Here is a 19864-nt window from a genome sequence, read left to right on the forward strand (position 1 = left end):
TCCGGGTTACATGCTACCGTCAAGCTCGTAATGTTGCGCGGTTGACACGCGGAGCGGAAGCGTCGATAGCCGCGCGGATCAAAATCAACCGATCGGGCGTTCCAATCTCGCCATGGCTGCCAGCGTCTCATCCACCGAAGCCCAGGAGGGTCAAGGCTCGGGCCAAGGCACAGGCCAAGGAACGGGCCAAGGTACCTCCGGCTTCTGGGCCCTGACACTGGGCAGCATCGGGGTGGTGTTCGGCGATATCGGAACGTCGCCGCTCTACGCATTCCGCGAGGCGGTCGGCGGCGCCGCGCATGGCCAGCCGGTCACCCGCATCATGGTGCTCGGGGTGCTCAGCCTGATCCTGTGGGCGCTGTTCACCGTCGTCACCGCCAAATACGTGCTGCTGCTGCTGCGCGCCGACAACAATGGCGAGGGCGGCACGCTGTCGCTGATGGCGCTCGGCCAGCGCGCGATCGGACGGCGCAGCTGGCCGCTGCTTGCGCTCGGCGTGGTCGGCGCCTCGATGTTCATCGGCGATTCCATGATCACGCCGGCGATCTCGGTGCTGTCGGCGGTCGAAGGTCTCAAGCTCGCCACGCCGCATCTCGAGCACTATGTGGTACCGCTGACGATCTTGATCCTCGTCGCACTGTTCTCGGTGCAGAGCTCCGGCACCGCCCGCGTCGCCTCCGCCTTCGGGCCGGTGATGGTGCTGTGGTTCGCTGTGCTGGCGGTGATGGGGCTGGTCCACATCACGGACGATCCGTCGGTGCTGGCGGCGATCAATCCGTATTACGCGCTCCAGTTCATGCTGACCCACGGCACCATCGGCCTCGTGACCTTGGGCGCGGTGTTCCTCGCGGTGACCGGCGGCGAGGCGCTGTATGCCGATCTCGGGCATTTCGGCCGCAAGCCGATCCAGTCAGGCTGGCTGTTCTTCGTGCTGCCCTCGCTGCTCCTCAACTATTTCGGGCAGGGTGCGCTGGTGCTGTCCGATCCCTCGGCGATCGAGAACTCGTTCTACCGCATGGTGCCCGACGTGCTGTTGCTGCCGCTGGTCGGGCTCGCCACGGCCGCGACCGTGATCGCGAGCCAGGCCGTCATCACCGGCGCCTATTCGCTGATCAGCCAGGCGGTGCAGCTCGGGCTGTTGCCGCGCTTCGAGGTTCGCTACACCTCGGAGACCCATGCCGGCCAGATCTATTTGCCGCGCGTCAACCGGCTGCTGCTGGTCGGCGTGCTGCTGCTGGTGTTGCTATTTCGCACCTCGAGCGGGCTCGCCTCGGCCTATGGCATCGCGGTCTCCACCACCATGGTGGCCGACGGCATCATGGGCTTCATCGTGATCTGGAAGCTGTGGAACTGGCGCGTGGCGTCGGCCGCGGCACTGATCCTGCCGTTCGTGATCGTCGACATGACCTTCTTCAGCGCCAATCTGCTGAAGCTGTTCGAGGGCGCCTGGGTGCCGCTGTTGTTCGGCGCCGTCATGGCGACGATGATCTGGACCTGGCGCCGCGGCGCCGCGATCTTGATCGCCAAGACCCGCCGCATCGAGGTGCCGCTGCGCGACCTGATCCACAGCTTGGAGAAGCGGCCGCCGCACATCGTCAAGGGCACCGCGGTGTTCCTGACCAGCGATCCCAGTTTCGTACCGACCGCGCTGTTGCACAATCTCAAGCACAACAAGGTGCTGCACGAGCACAACGTGATCCTGACCATCGAGACCGCACCGACGCCGCGCGTCGATCTGTCGGAGCGCGTCAACATGGAGAAGGTCAGCGACAAGTTCACCGCGGTGCGGCTGCGCTTCGGCTACATGGAATCGCCGAACGTGCCGAAGGCGCTGGCGGTCGCACGCAAGCTCGGCTGGCAATTCGACATCATGGCGACGTCGTTCTTCGTATCGCGCCGCTCGCTCAAGCCCTCGGCCCAGTCCGGTATGCCGCAATGGCAGGACCATCTGTTCATCGCGATGAGCCGCTCCGCCAACGATGCCACCGACTATTTCCAGATCCCGACCGGCCGGGTGGTTGAAGTGGGTACCCAGGTAACTATTTGATTCGGCAACGAATTCTACAGTTGAAAAGCCGTGATCTATGCGTGATATGCATGGCGGAGGCCTGAATCCGGGCTAACCTATGCATTCCTGCCGGGAGTATAGCCCTGCGACCCGGCATTGTGCGGTGCGGCAGAAGACAGAGGCGCAGCTTCCCATGTCATCCGAGAGTGCGATCACCGCGGCGGAAGCGCCGGCGGCAAATGGCCATGGCGAGGCGCATTCCACCGCCACCTTCAAGGCGCTGATGCTCGGCAGCATCGGTGTCGTCTACGGCGACATCGGCACCAGCCCGCTCTACGCGCTGCGCGAAGCCATTGTCGCGGCCAGCGGCGGTGAGGGCGGCGTGACGGCGCATGCGGTGCTCGGCGTGCTCTCGCTGATCCTGTGGGCGCTGGTCGTGGTCGTGACGCTGAAATACGTCGTGATCCTGCTCCGCGCCGACAACAATGGCGAGGGCGGGACGCTGGCGCTAATGGCGCTGGCGCAGCGCGCCGTGACCAAGGGCGCCGGCGCGATCGTACTGCTCGGCATCATCAGCGGCGCGCTGTTCTATGGCGACGCCGTCATCACGCCGGCGCTGACGGTGCTGTCGGCGATCGAAGGCATCAAGCTCGCGACCGCGACGTTCGATCCGTATGTCGTCCCGATCACCGTGGTCATCCTGCTGTTCCTGTTCTCGGTGCAGTCGCGGGGCACCGCGCGCGTCGCCGCTTTCTTCGGACCCGTGATGTGCGTGTGGTTCGCCGTGATCGCGATCGCAGCGCTGCCGCACATCGCGCGGCATCCCGAGGTGCTGTACGCACTCAATCCGCTCCTTGCGGTGTCGTTCATGCTGCATCACGGCGTGATCGGCTTCATCACGCTCGGTGCGGTCTTCCTCGCGGTGACCGGCGCGGAGGCGCTCTATGCCGATCTCGGTCATTTCGGCAAACGCCCGATCCAGGCCGCCTGGCTGTCCATCGTGCTGCCGTCACTGGCGCTGAACTATCTCGGGCAGGGCGCGCTGCTGATCGCCGATCCCAAGGCCGTCGAGAACCCGTTCTTCCTGATGTTCCCGGACTGGGCGCTGATCCCGATGGTCGCGCTTGCCACCGCGGCGAGCGTGATCGCCAGCCAGGCCGTCATCACCGGTGCCTATTCGCTGACCCGGCAGGCGATCCAGCTCGGCCTGATGCCGCGGTTCGAGATCCGCCACACTTCGGAAGCGCATTCCGGGCAGATCTACATGCCGCGCATCAACCGCTTCCTGTTCATTGCGGTGATCGTGCTGGTGCTGATGTTCCGTTCGTCGAGCGCGCTGGCATCGGCCTACGGCATCTCCGTGACCGGCACCATGGTGGTGACGGCGATGATGGGCTTTGTGGTGATCTGGCGGGTCTGGAAATGGTCACCGATCGCCGCCGCCGCGCTGGTTGCGCCGTTCCTGTTCCTCGACATCACCTTCCTTGCCGCCAACCTGCTCAAGGTGTTCGAGGGCGGCTGGGTGCCGCTCGCGCTTGGTGGGGCCATGATCCTGGTGATGTACACCTGGCGGCGCGGCAGCCGGCTGCTGTTCGAGAAATCGCGCAAGCTGGAATTCCCGCTCGACGATCTCGTCAAAATGCTGGAGAAGCGGCCGCCGCAGCGGGTCTCCGGCACCGCGGTGTTCCTGACCAGCGACCCTGTCAGCGCGCCGACCGCGCTGATGCACAGCCTCAAGCACTACAAGGTGCTGCACGAGAAGAACGTCATCCTGACCATCGAGACCGCGCCGACGCCGCGGATCGATCCGTCCGAGCGGGTGCGGATGGAGCAGCTGAGCGAGACCTTCTCCAAGGTGACGCTGAAGTTCGGCTTCATGGAACAGCCGAACGTGCCGAAGACGCTGGCGATCGCCCGCAAGCTCGGCTGGCAGTTCGACATCATGTCGACCTCGTTCTTCCTGTCCCGCCGTGCGCTGAAGCCGGCGGCGCATTCGGGCATGCCGAGCTGGCAGGATCATCTGTTCATTGCACTGAGCCGTTCGTCGAACGACGCCACCGACTATTTCCAGATCCCGACCGGGCGGGTGGTCGAGGTCGGCACACAAGTCACGATCTAGGGTCCACGATCCAGCGTTTCTGCGCAGCATCTAACCCGTTTCGGACGCTTGATTTTCTCCGCGCAAGAGGCGACTTTGCGGCCCGGACCGGCGAGCCGCGCGACGCTCGCCAACTGATGTCGGGAGGATATTTCCGTGGCGGACCACAAGGTGGAAGATTTGTTTCCGGACGAGGTGTCAAAGGGCATAGCGGAAGGCCGCTATCTCCTGGTCGACGTCCGCGAGCCCAATGAGGTTGCTGTCGAGGCCTATCCCGATGGCGTCGTGGTGGCGCTGTCGACCTTCGATCCGGCAGCGATTCCCGATCCGCAGGGCAAGCAGGTGGTGTTCGCCTGCCGCTCCGGCAAGCGCTCGGTGACGGCCTCGCTGGCCGCCCAGGCCGCGGGCTTGCCTTACGACAAGCATCTGGCGGGCGGCATCATCGGCTGGAAGGCGGCGGGACTGCCGACCAAGACGGGCGGCTGATCCCTGACATGACCTCCATGAACAAGGTCTTCGCAGACCTTCCCGTCACGATCTTCGAGGCGATGTCGCAGGCTGCGCGCGACAACAACGCCATCAATCTCGGCCAGGGCTTTCCCGACGATCCCGGACCGGAGGACATCCGCCGCGCCGCCGCGGATGCTTCCGTCAACGGCTACAACCAGTATCCGTCGATGATGGGCATCCCGGAGCTTCGTCAGGCGATCGCATCGCATTACGGTCATTGGCACGGGCTCAAGCTCGATCCGATGACCGAGGTGATGGTCACCTCCGGCGGCACCGAGGCGCTGACATCCTCGATCCTCGCGGTGGTCGAGCCGGGCGACGAAGTGGTCTGCTTCCAGCCGGTCTATGATTCCTATTTGCCGATCATCCGCCAGGCCGGCGGCATTCCGCGGCTGTTGCGGCTCGAGCCGCCGGAATGGCGGCTCAACGAGGAGATGCTGCGCAGCGTCTTCAACCACAAGACCAAGGCGGTGCTGTTCAACAATCCGCTCAACCCGGCCGCCGTGGTCTATCCGCGCGAGGACCTCGAGCTGCTGGCGCGGTTCTGCCAGGAGTTCGACGTGGTCGCGATCTGCGACGAGGTCTGGGAGCATGTCGTGTTCGACGGCCGCGAGCATATCCCGTTGATCACGATCCCGGGCATGCGCGACCGCACCATCAAGGTCGGCAGCGCCGGCAAGATCTTCTCGCTGACCGGATGGAAGATCGGCTTTGTCTGCGCCGCGCCGCCGCTGCTACGGGTTGCCGCCAAGGTGCACCAGTTCCTCACCTTCACGACAGCGCCCAACCTGCAAGCGGCTGTTGCGTATGGCCTCGGCAAGCCGGACGATTACTTCCTCGACATGCGCAAGGACATGGCGCGGAGTCGTGACCGCCTCACCAAGGGGTTGGAGAGCATCGGCTTTCCGGTGCTGAAGTCGCAGGGGACCTACTTCCTCACCGTCGATCTGTCGCCGCTTGGGCTCAACGAGACCGACGCCGAGTTCTGCTGGCGAATTGTGCAGGATTACAAGGTCGCGGCTATTCCAGTGTCGGCGTTTTACGAACAGGATGCGGTGACGTCGGTCGTGCGTTTCTGTTTCGCCAAGAAGGACTCGACGCTCGACACCGCGCTGGAGCGGTTGTCCGACGCGGTGCATCGTCGCAAGAGGTAGACCAGAATGCACAAGCAGAACCGTCGTCTCGTCAGCCTCGTCGGTACGGTCGCCGCGGTTCTGTTGTTCGCTGCCTCTGCAAGTGCGGAGGAGCGCACGGTCAACTTCTACAACTGGTCGAACTACATGGCGCCGGGAGTCCTTGAGGACTTCACCAAGGAAACCGGCATCAAGGTCGTCTACGATACGTTCGACGCCAATGAGACGCTGGAGACGCGGCTGCTCGCCGGCAAGTCGGGCTACGACGTCGTGGTGCCGACCGGGTATTTCCTGCAGCGCCAGATCACCGCAAAAGTGTTCCTGAAGCTCGAGAAGTCGAAGCTGCCGAACCTCGCCAATGCGTGGCCGGTGGTGACCGGTGAGCTCGCCACCTACGATCCCGGCAACAATTACGGTGCCAACTACATGTGGGGCACCACCGGCATCGGCTACAACGTCAAGATGGCGGAGAAGATTCTCGGGCCTAATGCGAAGATCGACAGCTGGGACATGGTGTTCAAGCCGGAGAACCTCGCCAAGTTCAAGGATTGCGGCATCCACATGCTGGATTCCGCCGACGATATCCTGCCGGCGGCGTTGAGCTATCTTGGCCTCGATCCGAACTCGACCAAGCAGGCCGACCTCGACAAGGCCGCCGATCTCGTCATCAAGATCCGGCCCTATGTTCGCAAATTCCATTCGTCCGAATATCTCAGCGCGCTGGCCTCGGGCGAGATCTGCTTCGTGGTTGGATGGTCGGGCGACATCATGCAGGCGCGCAGCCGGGCGGCGGAAGCCAACACCGGCGTCGAGATCGGCTACACGATCCCGAAGGAGGGCGCGCAGATGTTCTTCGACAATCTCGCGATCCCCGCCGATGCCAAGAATGTCACTGAGGCCTATGAGCTGATCAACTACCTCTACCGACCCGAGGTCGCGGCGAAGAACTCGAACTTCCTGTCCTACGCCAACGGCAATCTGGCGAGCCAGAAGCTGATCGATCCGAAGATCTTCAACGACAAGAACATCTATCCCGACGAGGCGATGCAGAAGAAGCTGTTCGTGATCACGGCGCGCGATCCGGCGACGCAGCGGATCATCAACCGGCTGTGGACCCGGGTGAAGACCGGACGCTAGGGCCGGGTGCGCGCGCCAAGGCAATCATGTGCTATGCGCCCGACGTACTGAGATATTTCAGACGTTCACAAGTTAAATCGAGCAGTTACAACAGCTGATTGGACACCAGTGTACGTGTGTGTCCGATAGCCATCGATGTTCGTTGCGATTCCCGCAGAAGCAAAGATGCCCAGTCAGCTGATTCATTTTGTCCGTGACGATCTCGAGTTTATTGCGGGCCGAGCGCTGGAGACTCCGATACGATCTTGCGCCGCGTTGGACGCGGCGACTGGGCGAACAATCTTCATCAAAGACGAGACCGTTCAGTATGGCGGTTCGTTCAAGTTTCGAGGAGCAATTCTCGGAACGAGAAACGCTGCGCGAGGAGTTGTCGCCGCAGGATCTGGAAATTTTCCGATTGCAGTTGGCCTGGCCGCTCAGGCTCTGGACAAGCCTGCTTGTTTGATCATGCCCGCGGACGTAGCGGCCTTCAAAAGGAGCAGGCTCGAGAAACCGGAGCTGAGATAAAAATCGTCGAGCGATCGGAGTTGGTCGATTGTGCGCGAATGGACGCCCGTCAACGCGGTTGGCGTAACCTGCACGCTTTCGAAGACGTCGAGATGATTGCCGGAAGCTATACCGTGGGTTCGGAGATCGCAGCTGCCATTCAAGCAAATGGCCCAGCGTCCGATGCAGTGATCGTTGCCTGTGGCGGTGGCGGGCTGGCCGCCGGTGTTGCCCTTGCTTTGCGTTCTTGGTCCATTCCGGCAGCAATCTATGTTGCCGAACCGGAGACCCACCAACGCTACGCGCGCGCCCGCGAGATTGGAATGCCGGTCCGGATTGATCCTCCCGGAGAGACGCTATGTGACGCCCTGCGCTCCCGCCAGATCGGAGCGCGGGCCTTCGAAATTCTGCAACGATCGAATGTTCAGGTGTGCGCCGTGAACGACGAATCTGTGCAACGCGCTGCCGGGCTGCTTCTTGGAACATGCGGTATCCGGGTCGAGCCCAGCGGCGCCTTGGCGATGGCGGCAGTCTTGGGAGGCGTCGTCGACAGCGAGTTATCGCGTGTATGGGTAGTCGCTTGCGGAGGGAACGTACCGTCGCCTGGACGCGAAGGTCTGTCACGCCAATAGCGGACCGCTACCGCCAGCGCCGGTGCAGCCAGAGCCACTGATCCGGATACTCGCGGACCCAGCCCTCGACGACGTCGGTGATCGCCTGCATCGTGCCCTGGATATCGATCTCGCCGGATGCGTCGAACACCGGCTTCACTTCCTCGGAGACTTCGCCGCGGAAACGGCCGTCGGGCAGGCGAATGATCCGCGTGCCGTGGATCGGGCAGTCGATCTGCCGGCGCAGGCGCGCCAGCAGCGGGTTCGCCGTGGTCTTGCGGCCGAAGAAAGTGACGGGGACGCCGTTGGTCAAATACTGGTCGACCAGCATCGCAACGTGCTGGCCGTCTTGCAGGGCCTTTGCCAGCTTGAGCGGCGCGTCCCGGCCGGCCGGGACCAGCGTGCCCAAATTGACGGCTCGGATCCGTTCGATGGCGCGGTCGGCGGCTTCGATGTTCGGTCGCCGGAACAAGACGACGGCTTCGAGCCCGTGCGCCGCGGCAGCGAGCGGAGACAGCTCCCAGTTGCCGAGATGCGCGGCAAAGAACAGCGCCGGTTTGCCGTCGTCCCGCAGCTGATCGAACAATTGCTTGCTGCGTCCGGAGAATTCGACCCGGCCGGGCTTGTCGGGATGCGCGGGGTCGTGGTCCCAGATGCGATCGAGATGCGCAAATTCGGCACCGATGCGGCCGAGATTGTGCCAGACCCCCGTGAGAATTGTCTCGATCTCTTCCGGTGACTTCTCGGGGAAGGCCGCCTTGAGGTTCTCGCGGCCGATGCGATCCTCGCGCAGCCGGCGGCCGATGAAATGCGCGGCCTGACCGAAGAAATTTGCGGTCTTGTCCGGATCGAAATAGCGGGTGGTTCGCAACAGGCCGGTCGTCAGCGCGCCGATCGCAACGCCGGCCACGGGCTTGGCGGCATCGCGGAGGCGCGCCCTGGTACGAAGGAGCAGGCGTTTCATCTGATGAGGCGAGGGCGCTAAGCCGGCTCGCGCGTCAGGATCAGCGAGGCGTTCTGCCCGCCAAACCCGAACGAGTTCGACATCACGGCGGTCACCTTGGCGTCGCGCGCCTTGTTGCCGACCACGTCGAACGGGATCGCGGGGTCGGGCACCTCGTAATTGATCGTCGGCGGAATCCGCTGATGCTCGAGCGTCAGCAGCGAGAAGATCGCCTCGACCGCGCCGGCGGCCGAGATGGTGTGGCCAACCATGGATTTGTTCGACGACACCGGAATGTTCGGCGTGTGCTCGCCGAACACGGCTGCGGTCGCCAGATATTCCATCTTGTCGTTTTCCGGCGTCGAGGTGCCGTGCGCATTGATGTGGTCGATCTGGTGCGGCTCCATGCCCGCATCAGCAAGCGTCTTGCGCACGCAGCCGATCGCCGGCTTGCCGTCGGGGGCCGAGCGGGTGCGGTGGAAGGAGTCGGTCAGCTCGCCGCAGCCGGCGACGACGCCCAGGATGCGCGCGCCGCGCGCCATCGCGGCCTCATAGCTCTCCAGCACCAGGGCGCCGGCGCCTTCGGCCATCACGAAGCCGTCGCGGTTCTTCGAGAACGGTTTTGAGGCGCCCTGGGGCGGATCGTTCTGGGTCGAGAGCGCCGAGAGCAGCGAGAAACGCACCATGGCTTCCGGATTCACCGAGCCGTCGGTCGCAATGCACAGCGTCGCATCGGCTTCGCCGCGGCGGATCGCCTCGACGCCGAGCTGGATCGCGGTCGCGCCGGACGCGCAAGCCGTCGAGAGCGAGATCGGCGAGCCCTTGGTGCCGAAGGTCTCGGCGAGGTTGAGCGCGACGGAGCCGAAGGTGAACCGGCGATGGAAATGCGCAAACTTGCCGCCGCTGCAGGTCGCCAGATAGTCGATGATTCCAAAGTCTTTGGTCGGGACGGAGCGCGCGACCTCGAGCCGCTGCGGCCACTCGGTCTCGATCGGCGCGACTGCCAGAAACAGCGGGCCGGGGAAGTCGCCCTTGCTGCCGATGCCGGATTGCTCCAGCGCTTCCTCGGTCGCAACCTCGGCCAGACGCTGCGACAGGCTGGTCGAGGAGAACGGGTCGACGGTGACGAAATCGACGGCGCCGGCCATCGTCGTCTTCAGGCTGTCGATCGGGAAGCGCGTCACGGTCCTGATGCCGGACTCGCCCGCGGTGAGACGCTTCCAATTGTCGGTCTTGCCGCCGCCGAGCGACGTCACGATTCCCATGCCGGTCACGACAACGATCGGTCGGCCGAATTTATCGCGTGGTGCTGTCATGGTTTCCCCGTCGGTACTTGCGCCGGACTTAAAGCGCGATGAGCCTCATCGCGCTTTAGCTATTTGTTTGAGCATGATCTCCGCGCAAACGCTACGCGTTTGTCGCGAGGGAAAACCGCTTCACACTTTTCCGGACCATGCCCTAACTGACGGCCTCGACCAGTGCCATGCCTTCGCCCTGCCAGTGGCCGACCCCCAACACGACAATCTGGGTTGGCGCTTCGGTCTTTTCAACCTCCAGCCCGGTCGGATCGTTGGCCGGATAGAGCGCGCCGCGCGAGATCGACAACGCTGCCAGCGCCAGCCCGAGCGGGAACTGCGCCTCCATGGTGTGCCCAAAGGTCGTTCCGGTGGCGCGCACGGCGAGACCGGGGTGCTGACCGAGGAATGCGCGCTCCTCAGTGGTCGCGGGCTCGGCGCCGGTCGCGCCCGTGATCAGCATGGCGTTGTCGTCGCTGACGCCGAGCTTCGGCCACATCGCTTGTAGCGATTTCGTCACGGCGCCGGGCTCCTTGCGCTTGGCAAGATCGGCGACCACCCTGGTCAGCCTGGCGTAGGGCTTGGCGCCGCGGGCCTCGGCGTGCTCGCGCGACTCCATCACCAGGAAAGCGCCGGCAGAGCCGATCGCGAAGCCCGGGTTGTTCCTGCGGGCCCATACCGCGCTATGCCGATCCTTGAGGGCGAAGTCGCCAAACGTGTAGAGCATCAAGAGGTCGCCGCGATCGCCATTATGCGCCGCGCCGACCAGCGCGATGTCGCTCTGTCCGGCGCCGATGCGCGCGACTGCGATCCGCGCAGCGTCGATGCTTGAGGCTTCCTCGCCCATGAAGGTGCGCGATGTCCCGCACACGCCGTGAACGATCGCGATGTTGCCGGCAAGCAGATTGGAGAGCTGCGCAAGGAACAGCGTCGGGCGCAGTTCGTTCATCAGCTTTTCGTTGAGGAGGGCAGGCGGCAGCTTGCCCTGCGCATCGGCGTTCATGATCGCCAGGTCGACATTGAGGTCACGCTCGCCGCCACCGGCTGCGATGATCATGTCCATCCGCGACAGGATTTCCTGATTGCCTTTGACGCCGGCGGAATCGAGCGCCAGCCCGGCGGCATAGGTGCCGATGCGCTGCCACATCTCCATCTGGCGCTGGTCGCCCTTCTTCGGGATCTGGGCGTCGAAGCTGACCGGGGCGATCGGATGGATCACGTAGGGCGCGAGACGCTTCTCGTCGGCATTGACGCGCCGTTCGCCAAGCGCCTGCCAATGCGCGTCCAGCCCTTCGCCGAGCGAGGAGAGCAGGCCGACGCCGGTGATCCAGACTTCCTTCTCAGCCATTGGTCATTGCCTGCATCGGAAAGCCGATCTTGTTGGCCATCGCATCCATGTGCACACGCAAGTCCGGGTGAGGGAAGGGGATGTGGCGGAAGGTCAGCTCGGCATTGCACTTGAGCTCTTTGCCGACGCGAACCTTCGCCGAGGTCACGGCGAAGCCTGAACCTTCGTGTTCGATCTTGGCTTCGATCCTCAGGACCGAGCCGGGGCTGACGAAGCCGCGCATCTTGGCTTCCTTGACCATGGCGAGGAAAGGCATGCGCTCGAACTTGGTCAGACCGAGGATCAGCCAGCCCGAGCTCTGGGCCATTGCCTCGGTCAGCAACACGCCGGGCATGATCGGGTACCCCGGGAAGTGCCCCGCGAACACCGAGTGGCTCTCGGGCGGCACATCCGCCTCGACGACAATGGTTCTTGCGTCGAGGTCGAGGTCGACGATCCGGTCGATCAGCTGAAAAATTTCGAGCTGCATGATGGGCGATTACGAGCCCGTGCCCGTGCCCGCATTCTTGGCCGCAACCAACTCGTCGATGCGGTCGGCGAGATTCTTCAGCACGAAGTACTGCTCCGTCGTTGCCTTGCCGTCGTTGACCTCCTGGGTCCACTTCTCGAGCGGCATCTTGATGCCAAAGGCCTTGTCGATGGCAAAGGCGATGTCGAGGAAGTCGAGGCTGTCGATTCCCAGATCGTCGATCGCGTGGCTCTCCGGCTTGATCGTGTCGCGCGGGATGTCGCAGGTCTCCGCGATAATGTTGGCGATCTGCTCGAATGTGGAGGACATCATTAAGCCTTTGATATATTGAAGGTAATTCCGGGACTCTCGGAGGAGGCGGGCGCGTTGCCCCGGAATGCCCTTATTGCTGCTGCCGGAGTCGTGTGCCCGTATATCGGAGCAGGGCCGTTAGTTCAATGGAGCTTGGCCGGCCTGGCAAGGGCGGTTTTTGGGCAGGGTTCCGGCCAGCCTAGTTGCGCGGCATCACCGTAATCTTCGCGCAATCGCGGCGGCCCATCAGCACGCAGTCCTGGGTCTTGCGCAAATCGGCGATGCTCATGGCCAGCCAGATACCGATTGCGGTGAGCGCCACGGTGAAGGCGAAGGCGGCGATATTGGCGAGCATGCGCTGGCGGAAATCGTCCGGCTCCTCGCGCGGCTTCTCATAGCGAGAGAGATCGTTGGCAACGGAAGCGGGACGGGGCGATCGGATCGGCTGCTCGCGCTTGCCGGGCGGCTGCGCCGAGGTGCGCGGCCGGAATTTGAGCACCACGTGCTCGTCATCCGAGGAAATTGGCCGCTGCGTCTTCACTGTTGTCAGTCCGGTCGCGTCGCCGCTTATCTCTAGCATGTTCGCCGCGCTTCACATCTAAAATCTTGGTGCGCGCAGAGGTGGTATTCATCCTTCGATCGTCTCGTGGAACCGACTGTAATCGATCCTGAGACGGCCGTCGTCGGTCGCGCGCAAAATTTCCGCATAGCGATGGCCGAAGCGGATGTCGGAATGTTCGTACGATTTTCGCGCATGCACAGTTTGCGCTGCAACGTCGTCATAGCCGGATACGATGAGGCCGAGCCCGGCATTGACGGCTTCCAGGTCCGCGGCGCCGAGGCCGTGGAGCGGGCTGTCCTGGTCGATGACATGAAACAGGGTCCAGCTCAGCGCCAGCGCCGGGCTTTCGCTGCGCACCAATGGCAGCTCGTAGAACCGGCGATAGGCCATGCCTTCCTTGCTGACGCCGCTCTTGAACAGCCACAGCCGCGCGGTGGCATTGGCGATGATGTTGTGCCGCTCATTGGCGAGACGGATCATCAGCGTCAGCTGTCCCTCATGGTTTGAGATCACGGGACTGTCGGCGAACAGCAGCCGCGCGCTCGGCCGCGAGAAGCGGGCGAAGATCAGCCCGGTCATCAGCGACATCGAGAAGATGCCGGTGAAGAGTTCGATGGTGGCGATGAAGTGCCCGTAATGCGTCTGCGGGTGCATGTCGCCGTAGCCGGCGGTCGAAAGCGTTTCGATGCTGAAATAGAGGTAGTCGATGTATTGGCCGTTGGGCACGTTAGCGATCGGATGATCGCCGAGCCAATAGAACAAGGCGAACACGGCGTTGAATACGACGAACACCAATGCTGCACCGCCGATAAAGGCGGGCCAGGATGCCGTCATGCAGCGATGACTTATGTCTGCCCAGAAACTGAGCTCCAACCCCTCGGTCACGACCTCGCGGTTGCCGAAGCGGACCGTGCGGGCCTTCACGCGATCGTTTGCTCTCAAAGCCATCCGCCGAACCGGCTCTTTCACCTGTCTGCGACATCATGACATAATGGAACCTATTCCGGAGTGCCGGTCAAACGGGAGCACACATCATGGCCCATACGCGCGAGCCCTACGTCAAACCGGTCCCGATCATGTCGCTGCGACCGACCCAGATGACGGTCGGCATGCATGAGGTAAAGGAGAAGCGGAAGCGCTGGCGCGAGCACAAGTCCGACAAGAAGCGTGCCGAGCTTCTGGGCAAGCACATGATCCCGGTCGTCCATGGTCCCGACGATCGCTATTACGTGGTCGATCACCATCACATGGCGCGGGCGCTGCACGAGGAGGGCGTCAAGGACATCCTGGTCACCGTGATCGGCGATCTCACGATGGTCGAGCGTGACGTGTTCTGGGGCGTGATGGACAACAAGCGCTGGGTCTACCCTTACGACTCCAGGGGCGAGCGCCGGCACTTCAGGGACATTCCGAAATCGATCAAGGATCTCAAGGACGATCCGTTCCGCAGCCTTGCCGGCGAGATGCGCCGGGCCGGCGGTTTCGCCAAGGACACGACGCCGTTCAGCGAATTCCTGTGGGCCGATTTCCTGCGCCGTCACATCCCGCGCAAGACGGTGGAGAACAATTTCGCCAAGGCGCTGGAGAAGGGGCTGGCGCTCGGCCGCAGCGGGGGAGCGGTCTATCTGCCCGGCTGGTGCGGCCCGGCGTCTGACGACTGACCGGGCGCGGCCTCCGGCTTGTGCTGGTCCTCCTTGCCGCCGAGCGCGTGGTGCAGCCAGCGCTCGGTGCGCTTGCCGAAGGTGAGCAGCAGGAATGCCAGCACGAGTGCGGTTGCAACGATCGGCCAATGTCCGGCGCCGCAGACGATCCCGATGCATGCGGCAAAGAATGCACATGCGGCGCTGGTCAGGCCGCGGACCTGAAAGCGGTCGCCCTGCCGCACGATGACGCCGGCGCCGAGAAACCCAATTCCCGTCAGCACGCCCTGGATCACGCGGCTCACCGCATCGGTGAACTGGCCGGGCGCGGCGGCTTGCAAGGCCAGCAGCACGACCGTGGCGGTCGAGAGGCTGACGAGACCCAGCGTCTTCAGGCCGATCGGCTTGCCGCGCAGGTCGCGGTCGAGCCCGATCGCGCTGCCGGCAAGGGTCGCCACGCCGAGGCGCAGGATGATCTCGCTCCAGTCCGTCACCGCGCCCTCTATTTCGGCTGCCGGCCGAGCATGTAGAATTCGGCGTTCGGCCGCATGCCGGTGACGTTCGCGAGCCGGTTCGACAGCGCGAAGAAGGCCGCAACCGCGGCGATGTCCCAGACGTCGTCGTCGCTGAAGCCGTGGGCGGCGAGCGCCGCGAAGTCGGTCTCCGCGACCTCCTCGGCCGTGCGGCTCACCTTCATGGCAAAGTCGAGCATCGCGCGCTGCCGCGGCGTGATGTCGGACTTGCGGTAGTTGACCGCGATCTGGTCGGCGATCTCAGGATTCTTGGCGCGGATGCGCAGGATCGCGCCGTGGGCGATCACGCAATACTGGCACTGGTTGGCGGCGCTGGTCGCCACCACGATCATCTCGCGCTCGGCCTTGGAGAGGCCGGAGTCCTTCTCCATCAGCGCGTCGTGATAAGCAAAGAACGCGCGAAACTCGTCGGGGCGATAGGCCAGGGTGAGGAATACGTTCGGCACGAAGCCGGACTTCTCCTGCACCGCCAGGATGCGGGTGCGGATATCCTCGGGGAGCTTGTCGAGAGCGGGCGTCGGGAAGCGCTTTGCGGTCGGCTGCGTCATGAGATGGTTCCGGCATGCCGCGGGAACGCGGCGTCAGGCGAAACCATAGTGGATGACGGGTCCGGCGCAAGGCGCATCGGCGCCTTGCGCGATCCCGCTAGCGCAGCGGCTTCTTCAGCAGCGAGAAGCGATCCGGATCGAGGCCCAGCGAAGGCTGCAGCATCGGCGCCTCGGCCGGCGCCATCGTGCGCGGCGGCGCAGGCGAGGTGAGGCTGGAGTTGAGGCCGGGGTCGTTCGGCGCGGTATCGCGATGCGAGGTGGCGCCGCGCCAGCGTTCCAGCACGGCGCTGACGAAATGCAAATCATGCCCGGCGGTGACCGACGGCACGGTTGCGATGGTGGCCTCGCCGCGCGGCAGCTGGTGCGGCGGCACCTCCTTGAAGCGCAGCCGGGTCGGCAACGCCACGCCTTCGCCGAACGCCAGCACTTCGCGGGTGCCGAGCGAGGGCACGAACGACAGCAGATTGGCGGCCGCGTCCGAGACCGCGGAGCGCAGCAGCGCCTGGTCGCGGTCGTTGGCAAGGCGCATCGTGAACAGCGTGTTGCACTGGGAGATGATGGTCGCGTCGAGCTCGGCCGGACGCTGCGTGATCAGGCCGAGATAGACGCCGTACTTGCGGCCTTCCTTGGCGATGCGCGACACCGCCTTGCGGGTCGGCCCGAACCCGATATTGCGGTCGGCGGAGGCGTAGCGGTGCGCTTCCTCGCAGACGAACAGCATCGGCGACACGCCGTCGCTCCACAGCCCGAAATCGAACGCCATGCGGCACAACACCGACACCACGGAATCGACGACCTCGGCGGGGAAGCCCGCGAGCTGCATGATGGTCATCGGCTTGCCGTTGGCGGGCAGGCGGAACAGATGGCTGATCACCTCGGCCATGGTGTCGCCGCCGACGTTGGCATTGTCGAACATGAAGGCGTAGCGCGGATCGTTGCGCACCGCGTCGATGCGCGAGATCAGCTTGTGATAGATGATGCGCGAGGAGCGGTTCTCCAGCTTGCCCATGCGCTCGTCGATCAGCGAGATCAGGTCGACCAGGCGATAGGGCACCGGCGTATCGACGGTGTAGCCGACCTGCTTGGGGTCGACGCGCTTCAGCCCGAGACCGACCCGGTCGGAGTTCTGGTACTGGGTGTAGAGGCCCTTCGCCATCGGAATCACTTCGGCGAGGATGTCGAGCTCTTCAGCCACGCCGGGGCGGCCGCCGAACAACACGTCGACGATCTCCTCGAAGTTGAACAGCCAGAACGGCAGCTTGAGGTTTCGCGGGTTCAGCACCTGGGCGCGCTCGCCGAAGCAGCGGCCGTATTCATTGTGCACGTCGAGCAGGAAGATGCGCAGGTTCGGCCGCGATTTCAGGATCTCGTTGAGCAGCAGCGAGACGCCGGTGGATTTGCCGACGCCGGTCGAGCCGAGCACCGCGAAGTGCTTCGAGAGCATTTCCTCGACGTCGACATAGGCGATGACCGAACGATCCTGCTGCAGCGTGCCGACATTGATCTGGTCCGAGCCGCTCGGCGCATAGACCGTGCGCAGCTCCTGGTTCGTGATCAGGTCGGTGCTGTCGCCGATGGTCGGATAGTGGGTGACGCCGCGCTGGAATTTCGGGCGGTCGCCGCCAAGGATTTCGCCGAGCAGGTCGACGGAAGCGGTCGCCATGTACTGGTCGGACGGCGGCAGGTGCTCGCACGACACTTCGGTGATCATGGCGACGATGACCGAGCTCGCGCAGCGGATGCTGACGAACCGGCCGACGGTCGCGCGCATTTCTGAAAGTTGCATCTGGCCGCCGGCCAAAAGCCCAACCCGGGCCTGCGAGCCGCGCACAGAGATCACACGTCCGAAGGATGTCACAGTTCTCGCCTGGCTCGTTCTCGAAATCTAAATGTCCGGACCAATATGCCAGCCCGGGGCTGGAAAAACCGTTAAGTCGCCGGGGGTTCGTATCGGCTAAATCTACACCTTCCCGGTGACGATTTGTTTCTGTCGTGTCGTGAGATCGCGCCCTGTTGCGCGCTCCGGCGGCGAAATCGTCGCTTTCCGGCACAGCCGCGATTGTTTCGCGGTTTTGCCGTTAACGCCGCATTCACCATCTCCGAGGAGTGAGCGGCGGCTCCGTAGGTTTACGGAGACTGCGGTGCGATTGGCCGCGCGCCGTGTCATGGTATCGTGTAACCGATTGCTAACTGCGACTTGTAACGTCCTTTCCATTTGTGCCGCGTAACGATGCCGCGCTCGGGGAGAGATCAGCGTGCGCATCGAACACCGCAATTCATCGTCAGGGAATGTCGACGACGGCTCGACCAAGGGGCTGGCGTTCTGTGCCGGCATGCTCGTGGGCAGCCTGCTCGGAAGCGCGACCGCGCAGTGGAGCGAGCGCGAAGGCCTGTTGATGGCGGCATTTGCGATCATGGCCGTGATCGTCTTCCTGTTGCTGAAGCGGCACCAGGTCTCGGACGACCGGCTCGCCGCGGAACGGCGCAATCTCACGACCGCCGTGAACAACATTCCGCAGGGGCTCGTGCTCTACGATGCGTCGGCGCGCATCATCATCTGCAACCGTCCCTATATCGAGATGTTCGGGCTCTCGCCCGATATCGCGAAGCCGGGCTGCACCATGCAGCGGCTGATCGCGCACCGTCAGGAGACCGGCTCGTTCGATGGCGACGTCGAGGATTTCTGCGATACCATCATCGGCAACGTGAAGCTTGGCCGGGCCACGCGTCAGCTCACGCGCGCGCCGGGCGGGCGCGCGATCGAGATCGTCAACAAGCCGCTGCCGGAAGGCGGTTGGGTGGCGACCATCGAGGATGTCACGGAGCGCACGCGCACCGAGAACAGGATCGCCTACATGGCGCATTATGATGCGCTGACCGATCTGCCGAACCGTGTGCTGTTCCGCGAGCGCCTGGAGCGGGCGCTGAAAGCGCTCCGGCCCGACGAGCAGCTCGCGGTCATGTACATCGACGTCGACGAGTTCAAGAGCGTCAACGACGCGCTCGGCCATCAGATCGGCGACGAACTGCTCAGGGCGATCGCCGATCGCCTGCGTTCCTGTCTCGCGGAGGGCGATGTCGCGGCGCGGCTCGGCGGCGACGAGTTTGCCGTCATCCAGACCGCCATCCGCGACCAGACCCAGACCATGCAGCTGCTGGCCGCCATCTATCAGGCGATCCGCCAGCCGGTCGACTGCAGCGGGCATCTGATCACCACCGATGCGAGCATCGGCATCGCGGTCGCGCCCGCCGATGGCCTCGACCTCGATCAATTGCTGCGCAACGCCGACCTCGCGCTCTATGGCGCGAAGAGCGACGGCCGCCGCACCTACCGGTTCTTCGAGACCGGCATGGATGCGCGCGCCAAGGCGCGGCGCAGTCTTGAGCTCGAGCTGCGCCAGGCGATCGCCGACGGCAACTTCGAGCTGCATTATCAGCCGCTGCTCCATCTCGAGGACAGCCGGGTCAGCTGCTGCGAGGCGCTGCTGCGCTGGCGTCATCCCGAACGCGGCATGATCTCGCCGGCGGATTTCATCCCGGTCGCCGAGGATACCGGTCTGATCAACGACATTGGCCACTGGGTGCTCAACACCGCGTGCCGGGAAGCGGTGAACTGGCCGGAACATATCCACGTCGCCGTCAACGTGTCTCCGATCCAGTTCAAGAGCCAGACGCTGGCGCTGAACGTCGCCGCCGCGCTGGCGGCGTCCGGGCTCGCGCCCTCGCGGCTCGAACTCGAAATCACCGAGGCCGTGCTGATCCGCGACGACGAGGCCGCGCTCGATATCCTGCATCAGCTGCGTGAGCTCGGCGTCCGCATCGCGCTCGACGATTTCGGCACCGGCTATTCGTCGCTGAGCTACCTGCAGCGCTTCCCCTTCGACAAGATCAAGATCGATCGTGCGTTCATCAAGGATCTCGCCGGGGCCGGCGCGTCGTCCACGATCGTCCAGGCCGTCGTGAACATTGCCGCCGCCAGCGACATGACCACGACCGCGGAGGGCGTCGAGACCGAGCAGCAGCGCAACATGCTGCGCATCCTCGGCTGCACCGAGATGCAGGGCTATCTGTTCAGCCGGCCGGTGCCGGCCGCTGACGTCCGCAAGCTGCTGTCGTCGCATCGCGAGAAGGCCGTTTCGGTCGCCTGACCGCCGGCCTCGATCGCTTTCACTGGTGTGATTCCGGCCGCGGACTGCCGCGCGGGCGCCGGCCATCGCGTCGATATGCACGCCGAATAATTTGTTGACGAGAC

At 64.1% G+C, this 19864-nt stretch carries 17 protein-coding genes and 1 pseudogene; 8 read left to right on the plus strand and 10 right to left on the minus strand.

Going from position 1 to position 19864, the window contains the following annotated elements; genetic code table 11:
- Nucleotides 1-112 precede the first annotated feature (112 nt).
- The 6 genes and pseudogenes from V5279_RS18105 (at nucleotide 113) to V5279_RS18135 (ending at nucleotide 8004) form a co-directional block, all read left to right on the plus strand.
- Nucleotides 113-2047, plus strand: coding sequence for a potassium transporter Kup (locus tag V5279_RS18105; protein WP_338699587.1), 1935 nt, complete (start codon nucleotides 113-115; stop codon nucleotides 2045-2047).
- Nucleotides 2048-2201: 154 nt separating this feature from the next.
- Nucleotides 2202-4127, plus strand: coding sequence for a potassium transporter Kup (locus V5279_RS18110; RefSeq protein WP_166296788.1), 1926 nt, complete (start codon nucleotides 2202-2204; stop codon nucleotides 4125-4127).
- Between the two features lie 135 nt (nucleotides 4128-4262).
- Entirely contained in the window at nucleotides 4263-4592 is a 330-nt protein-coding gene (locus tag V5279_RS18115) for a rhodanese-like domain-containing protein (RefSeq protein ID WP_166204233.1), read from the plus strand.
- 8 nt (nucleotides 4593-4600) lie between these two features.
- Nucleotides 4601-5770, plus strand: a complete 1170-nt coding sequence (locus tag V5279_RS18120; RefSeq protein WP_029078593.1) for an aminotransferase — start codon at nucleotides 4601-4603, stop codon at nucleotides 5768-5770.
- 6 nt (nucleotides 5771-5776) lie between these two features.
- Nucleotides 5777-6886, plus strand: coding sequence for a polyamine ABC transporter substrate-binding protein (locus V5279_RS18125; RefSeq protein WP_338699593.1), 1110 nt, complete (start codon nucleotides 5777-5779; stop codon nucleotides 6884-6886).
- A 165-nt stretch (nucleotides 6887-7051) separates the two neighbouring features.
- Nucleotides 7052-8004: pseudogene (locus V5279_RS18135) on the plus strand (pyridoxal-phosphate dependent enzyme).
- Between the two features lie 7 nt (nucleotides 8005-8011).
- On the opposite strand, the gene V5279_RS18140 reads toward V5279_RS18135, so the two are convergent.
- From V5279_RS18140 to V5279_RS18170, 7 genes are all read right to left on the minus strand, one after another.
- Nucleotides 8012-8947 (minus strand): lipid A biosynthesis lauroyl acyltransferase, encoded by a 936-nt coding sequence (locus tag V5279_RS18140; RefSeq protein WP_338699600.1) that lies wholly within the window; start codon nucleotides 8945-8947, stop codon nucleotides 8012-8014.
- A gap of 17 nt (nucleotides 8948-8964) precedes the next feature.
- Nucleotides 8965-10242 (minus strand): beta-ketoacyl-ACP synthase, encoded by a 1278-nt coding sequence (locus V5279_RS18145; RefSeq protein WP_166296780.1) that lies wholly within the window; start codon nucleotides 10240-10242, stop codon nucleotides 8965-8967.
- Between the two features lie 142 nt (nucleotides 10243-10384).
- On the minus strand, nucleotides 10385-11569 hold the full coding sequence (locus tag V5279_RS18150; RefSeq protein WP_166296778.1) for a beta-ketoacyl-ACP synthase: 1185 nt from the start codon (nucleotides 11567-11569) through the stop codon (nucleotides 10385-10387).
- A complete protein-coding gene (locus V5279_RS18155) occupies nucleotides 11562-12038 on the minus strand; it encodes a 3-hydroxyacyl-ACP dehydratase FabZ family protein (protein ID WP_166296776.1) in 477 nt (158 codons plus the stop codon). The genes V5279_RS18150 and V5279_RS18155 overlap by 8 nt, the downstream gene beginning before the upstream one ends.
- A gap of 9 nt (nucleotides 12039-12047) precedes the next feature.
- Nucleotides 12048-12347, minus strand: a complete 300-nt coding sequence (locus V5279_RS18160) for an acyl carrier protein (RefSeq protein ID WP_024582229.1) — start codon at nucleotides 12345-12347, stop codon at nucleotides 12048-12050.
- A 181-nt stretch (nucleotides 12348-12528) separates the two neighbouring features.
- The gene (locus tag V5279_RS18165; RefSeq protein WP_166306905.1) at nucleotides 12529-12870 is read right to left on the minus strand and encodes a hypothetical protein; all 342 of its coding nucleotides are present in this window, start codon (nucleotides 12868-12870) and stop codon (nucleotides 12529-12531) included.
- 87 nt (nucleotides 12871-12957) lie between these two features.
- A complete protein-coding gene (locus V5279_RS18170) occupies nucleotides 12958-13839 on the minus strand; it encodes an ion channel (protein WP_338699601.1) in 882 nt (293 codons plus the stop codon).
- 86 nt (nucleotides 13840-13925) lie between these two features.
- Between V5279_RS18170 and V5279_RS18175 the strand changes: the two genes are divergently transcribed.
- A complete protein-coding gene (locus V5279_RS18175; RefSeq protein ID WP_338699602.1) occupies nucleotides 13926-14552 on the plus strand; it encodes a ParB-like protein in 627 nt (208 codons plus the stop codon).
- On the opposite strand, the gene V5279_RS18180 is transcribed toward V5279_RS18175, so the two are convergent.
- The 3 genes from V5279_RS18180 to V5279_RS18190 all read right to left on the minus strand — a co-directional run bounded on the left by V5279_RS18180 (nucleotide 14513) and on the right by V5279_RS18190 (nucleotide 17470).
- Nucleotides 14513-15025, minus strand: coding sequence for an MgtC/SapB family protein (locus tag V5279_RS18180; protein ID WP_029078602.1), 513 nt, complete (start codon nucleotides 15023-15025; stop codon nucleotides 14513-14515). The two genes, V5279_RS18175 and V5279_RS18180, sit on opposite strands and share 40 nt — an antisense overlap.
- Nucleotides 15026-15033: 8 nt before the next feature.
- Nucleotides 15034-15612 (minus strand): peroxidase-related enzyme, encoded by a 579-nt coding sequence (locus V5279_RS18185; protein WP_338699603.1) that lies wholly within the window; start codon nucleotides 15610-15612, stop codon nucleotides 15034-15036.
- Between the two features lie 97 nt (nucleotides 15613-15709).
- The gene (locus tag V5279_RS18190) at nucleotides 15710-17470 is read right to left on the minus strand and encodes an ATP-binding protein (RefSeq protein ID WP_338699605.1); all 1761 of its coding nucleotides are present in this window, start codon (nucleotides 17468-17470) and stop codon (nucleotides 15710-15712) included.
- A 397-nt stretch (nucleotides 17471-17867) separates the two neighbouring features.
- Here V5279_RS18190 and V5279_RS18195 point away from each other — a divergent pair, with 397 nt between their 5' ends.
- Entirely contained in the window at nucleotides 17868-19760 is a 1893-nt protein-coding gene (locus V5279_RS18195; RefSeq protein ID WP_414645731.1) for a putative bifunctional diguanylate cyclase/phosphodiesterase, read from the plus strand.
- The last annotated feature ends 104 nt before the right edge of the window (nucleotides 19761-19864 follow it).

It is taken from the genome of Bradyrhizobium sp. 26S5 (assembly GCF_036923295.1).
GTDB lineage: Bacteria > Pseudomonadota > Alphaproteobacteria > Rhizobiales > Xanthobacteraceae > Bradyrhizobium > Bradyrhizobium septentrionale.

What these genes read in the sequence shown, in the direction of transcription:
- V5279_RS18175 (WP_338699602.1), top strand. Translation starts at nt 13,926, where the DNA reads ATGGCCCATACGCGCGAGCCCTACGTCAAACCGGTCCCGATCATGTCG.
- V5279_RS18150 (WP_166296778.1), bottom strand. Translation starts at nt 11,569, where the DNA reads ATGGCTGAGAAGGAAGTCTGGATCACCGGCGTCGGCCTGCTCTCCTCG.
- V5279_RS18145 (WP_166296780.1), bottom strand. Translation starts at nt 10,242, where the DNA reads ATGACAGCACCACGCGATAAATTCGGCCGACCGATCGTTGTCGTGACC.
- V5279_RS18110 (WP_166296788.1), top strand. Translation starts at nt 2,202, where the DNA reads ATGTCATCCGAGAGTGCGATCACCGCGGCGGAAGCGCCGGCGGCAAAT.
- V5279_RS18160 (WP_024582229.1), bottom strand. Translation starts at nt 12,347, where the DNA reads ATGTCCTCCACATTCGAGCAGATCGCCAACATTATCGCGGAGACCTGC.
- V5279_RS18170 (WP_338699601.1), bottom strand. Translation starts at nt 13,839, where the DNA reads ATGGCTTTGAGAGCAAACGATCGCGTGAAGGCCCGCACGGTCCGCTTC.
- V5279_RS18105 (WP_338699587.1), top strand. Translation starts at nt 113, where the DNA reads ATGGCTGCCAGCGTCTCATCCACCGAAGCCCAGGAGGGTCAAGGCTCG.
- V5279_RS18185 (WP_338699603.1), bottom strand. Translation starts at nt 15,612, where the DNA reads ATGACGCAGCCGACCGCAAAGCGCTTCCCGACGCCCGCTCTCGACAAG.
- V5279_RS18125 (WP_338699593.1), top strand. Translation starts at nt 5,777, where the DNA reads ATGCACAAGCAGAACCGTCGTCTCGTCAGCCTCGTCGGTACGGTCGCC.
- V5279_RS18155 (WP_166296776.1), bottom strand. Translation starts at nt 12,038, where the DNA reads ATGCAGCTCGAAATTTTTCAGCTGATCGACCGGATCGTCGACCTCGAC.
- V5279_RS18140 (WP_338699600.1), bottom strand. Translation starts at nt 8,947, where the DNA reads ATGAAACGCCTGCTCCTTCGTACCAGGGCGCGCCTCCGCGATGCCGCC.
- V5279_RS18120 (WP_029078593.1), top strand. Translation starts at nt 4,601, where the DNA reads ATGACCTCCATGAACAAGGTCTTCGCAGACCTTCCCGTCACGATCTTC.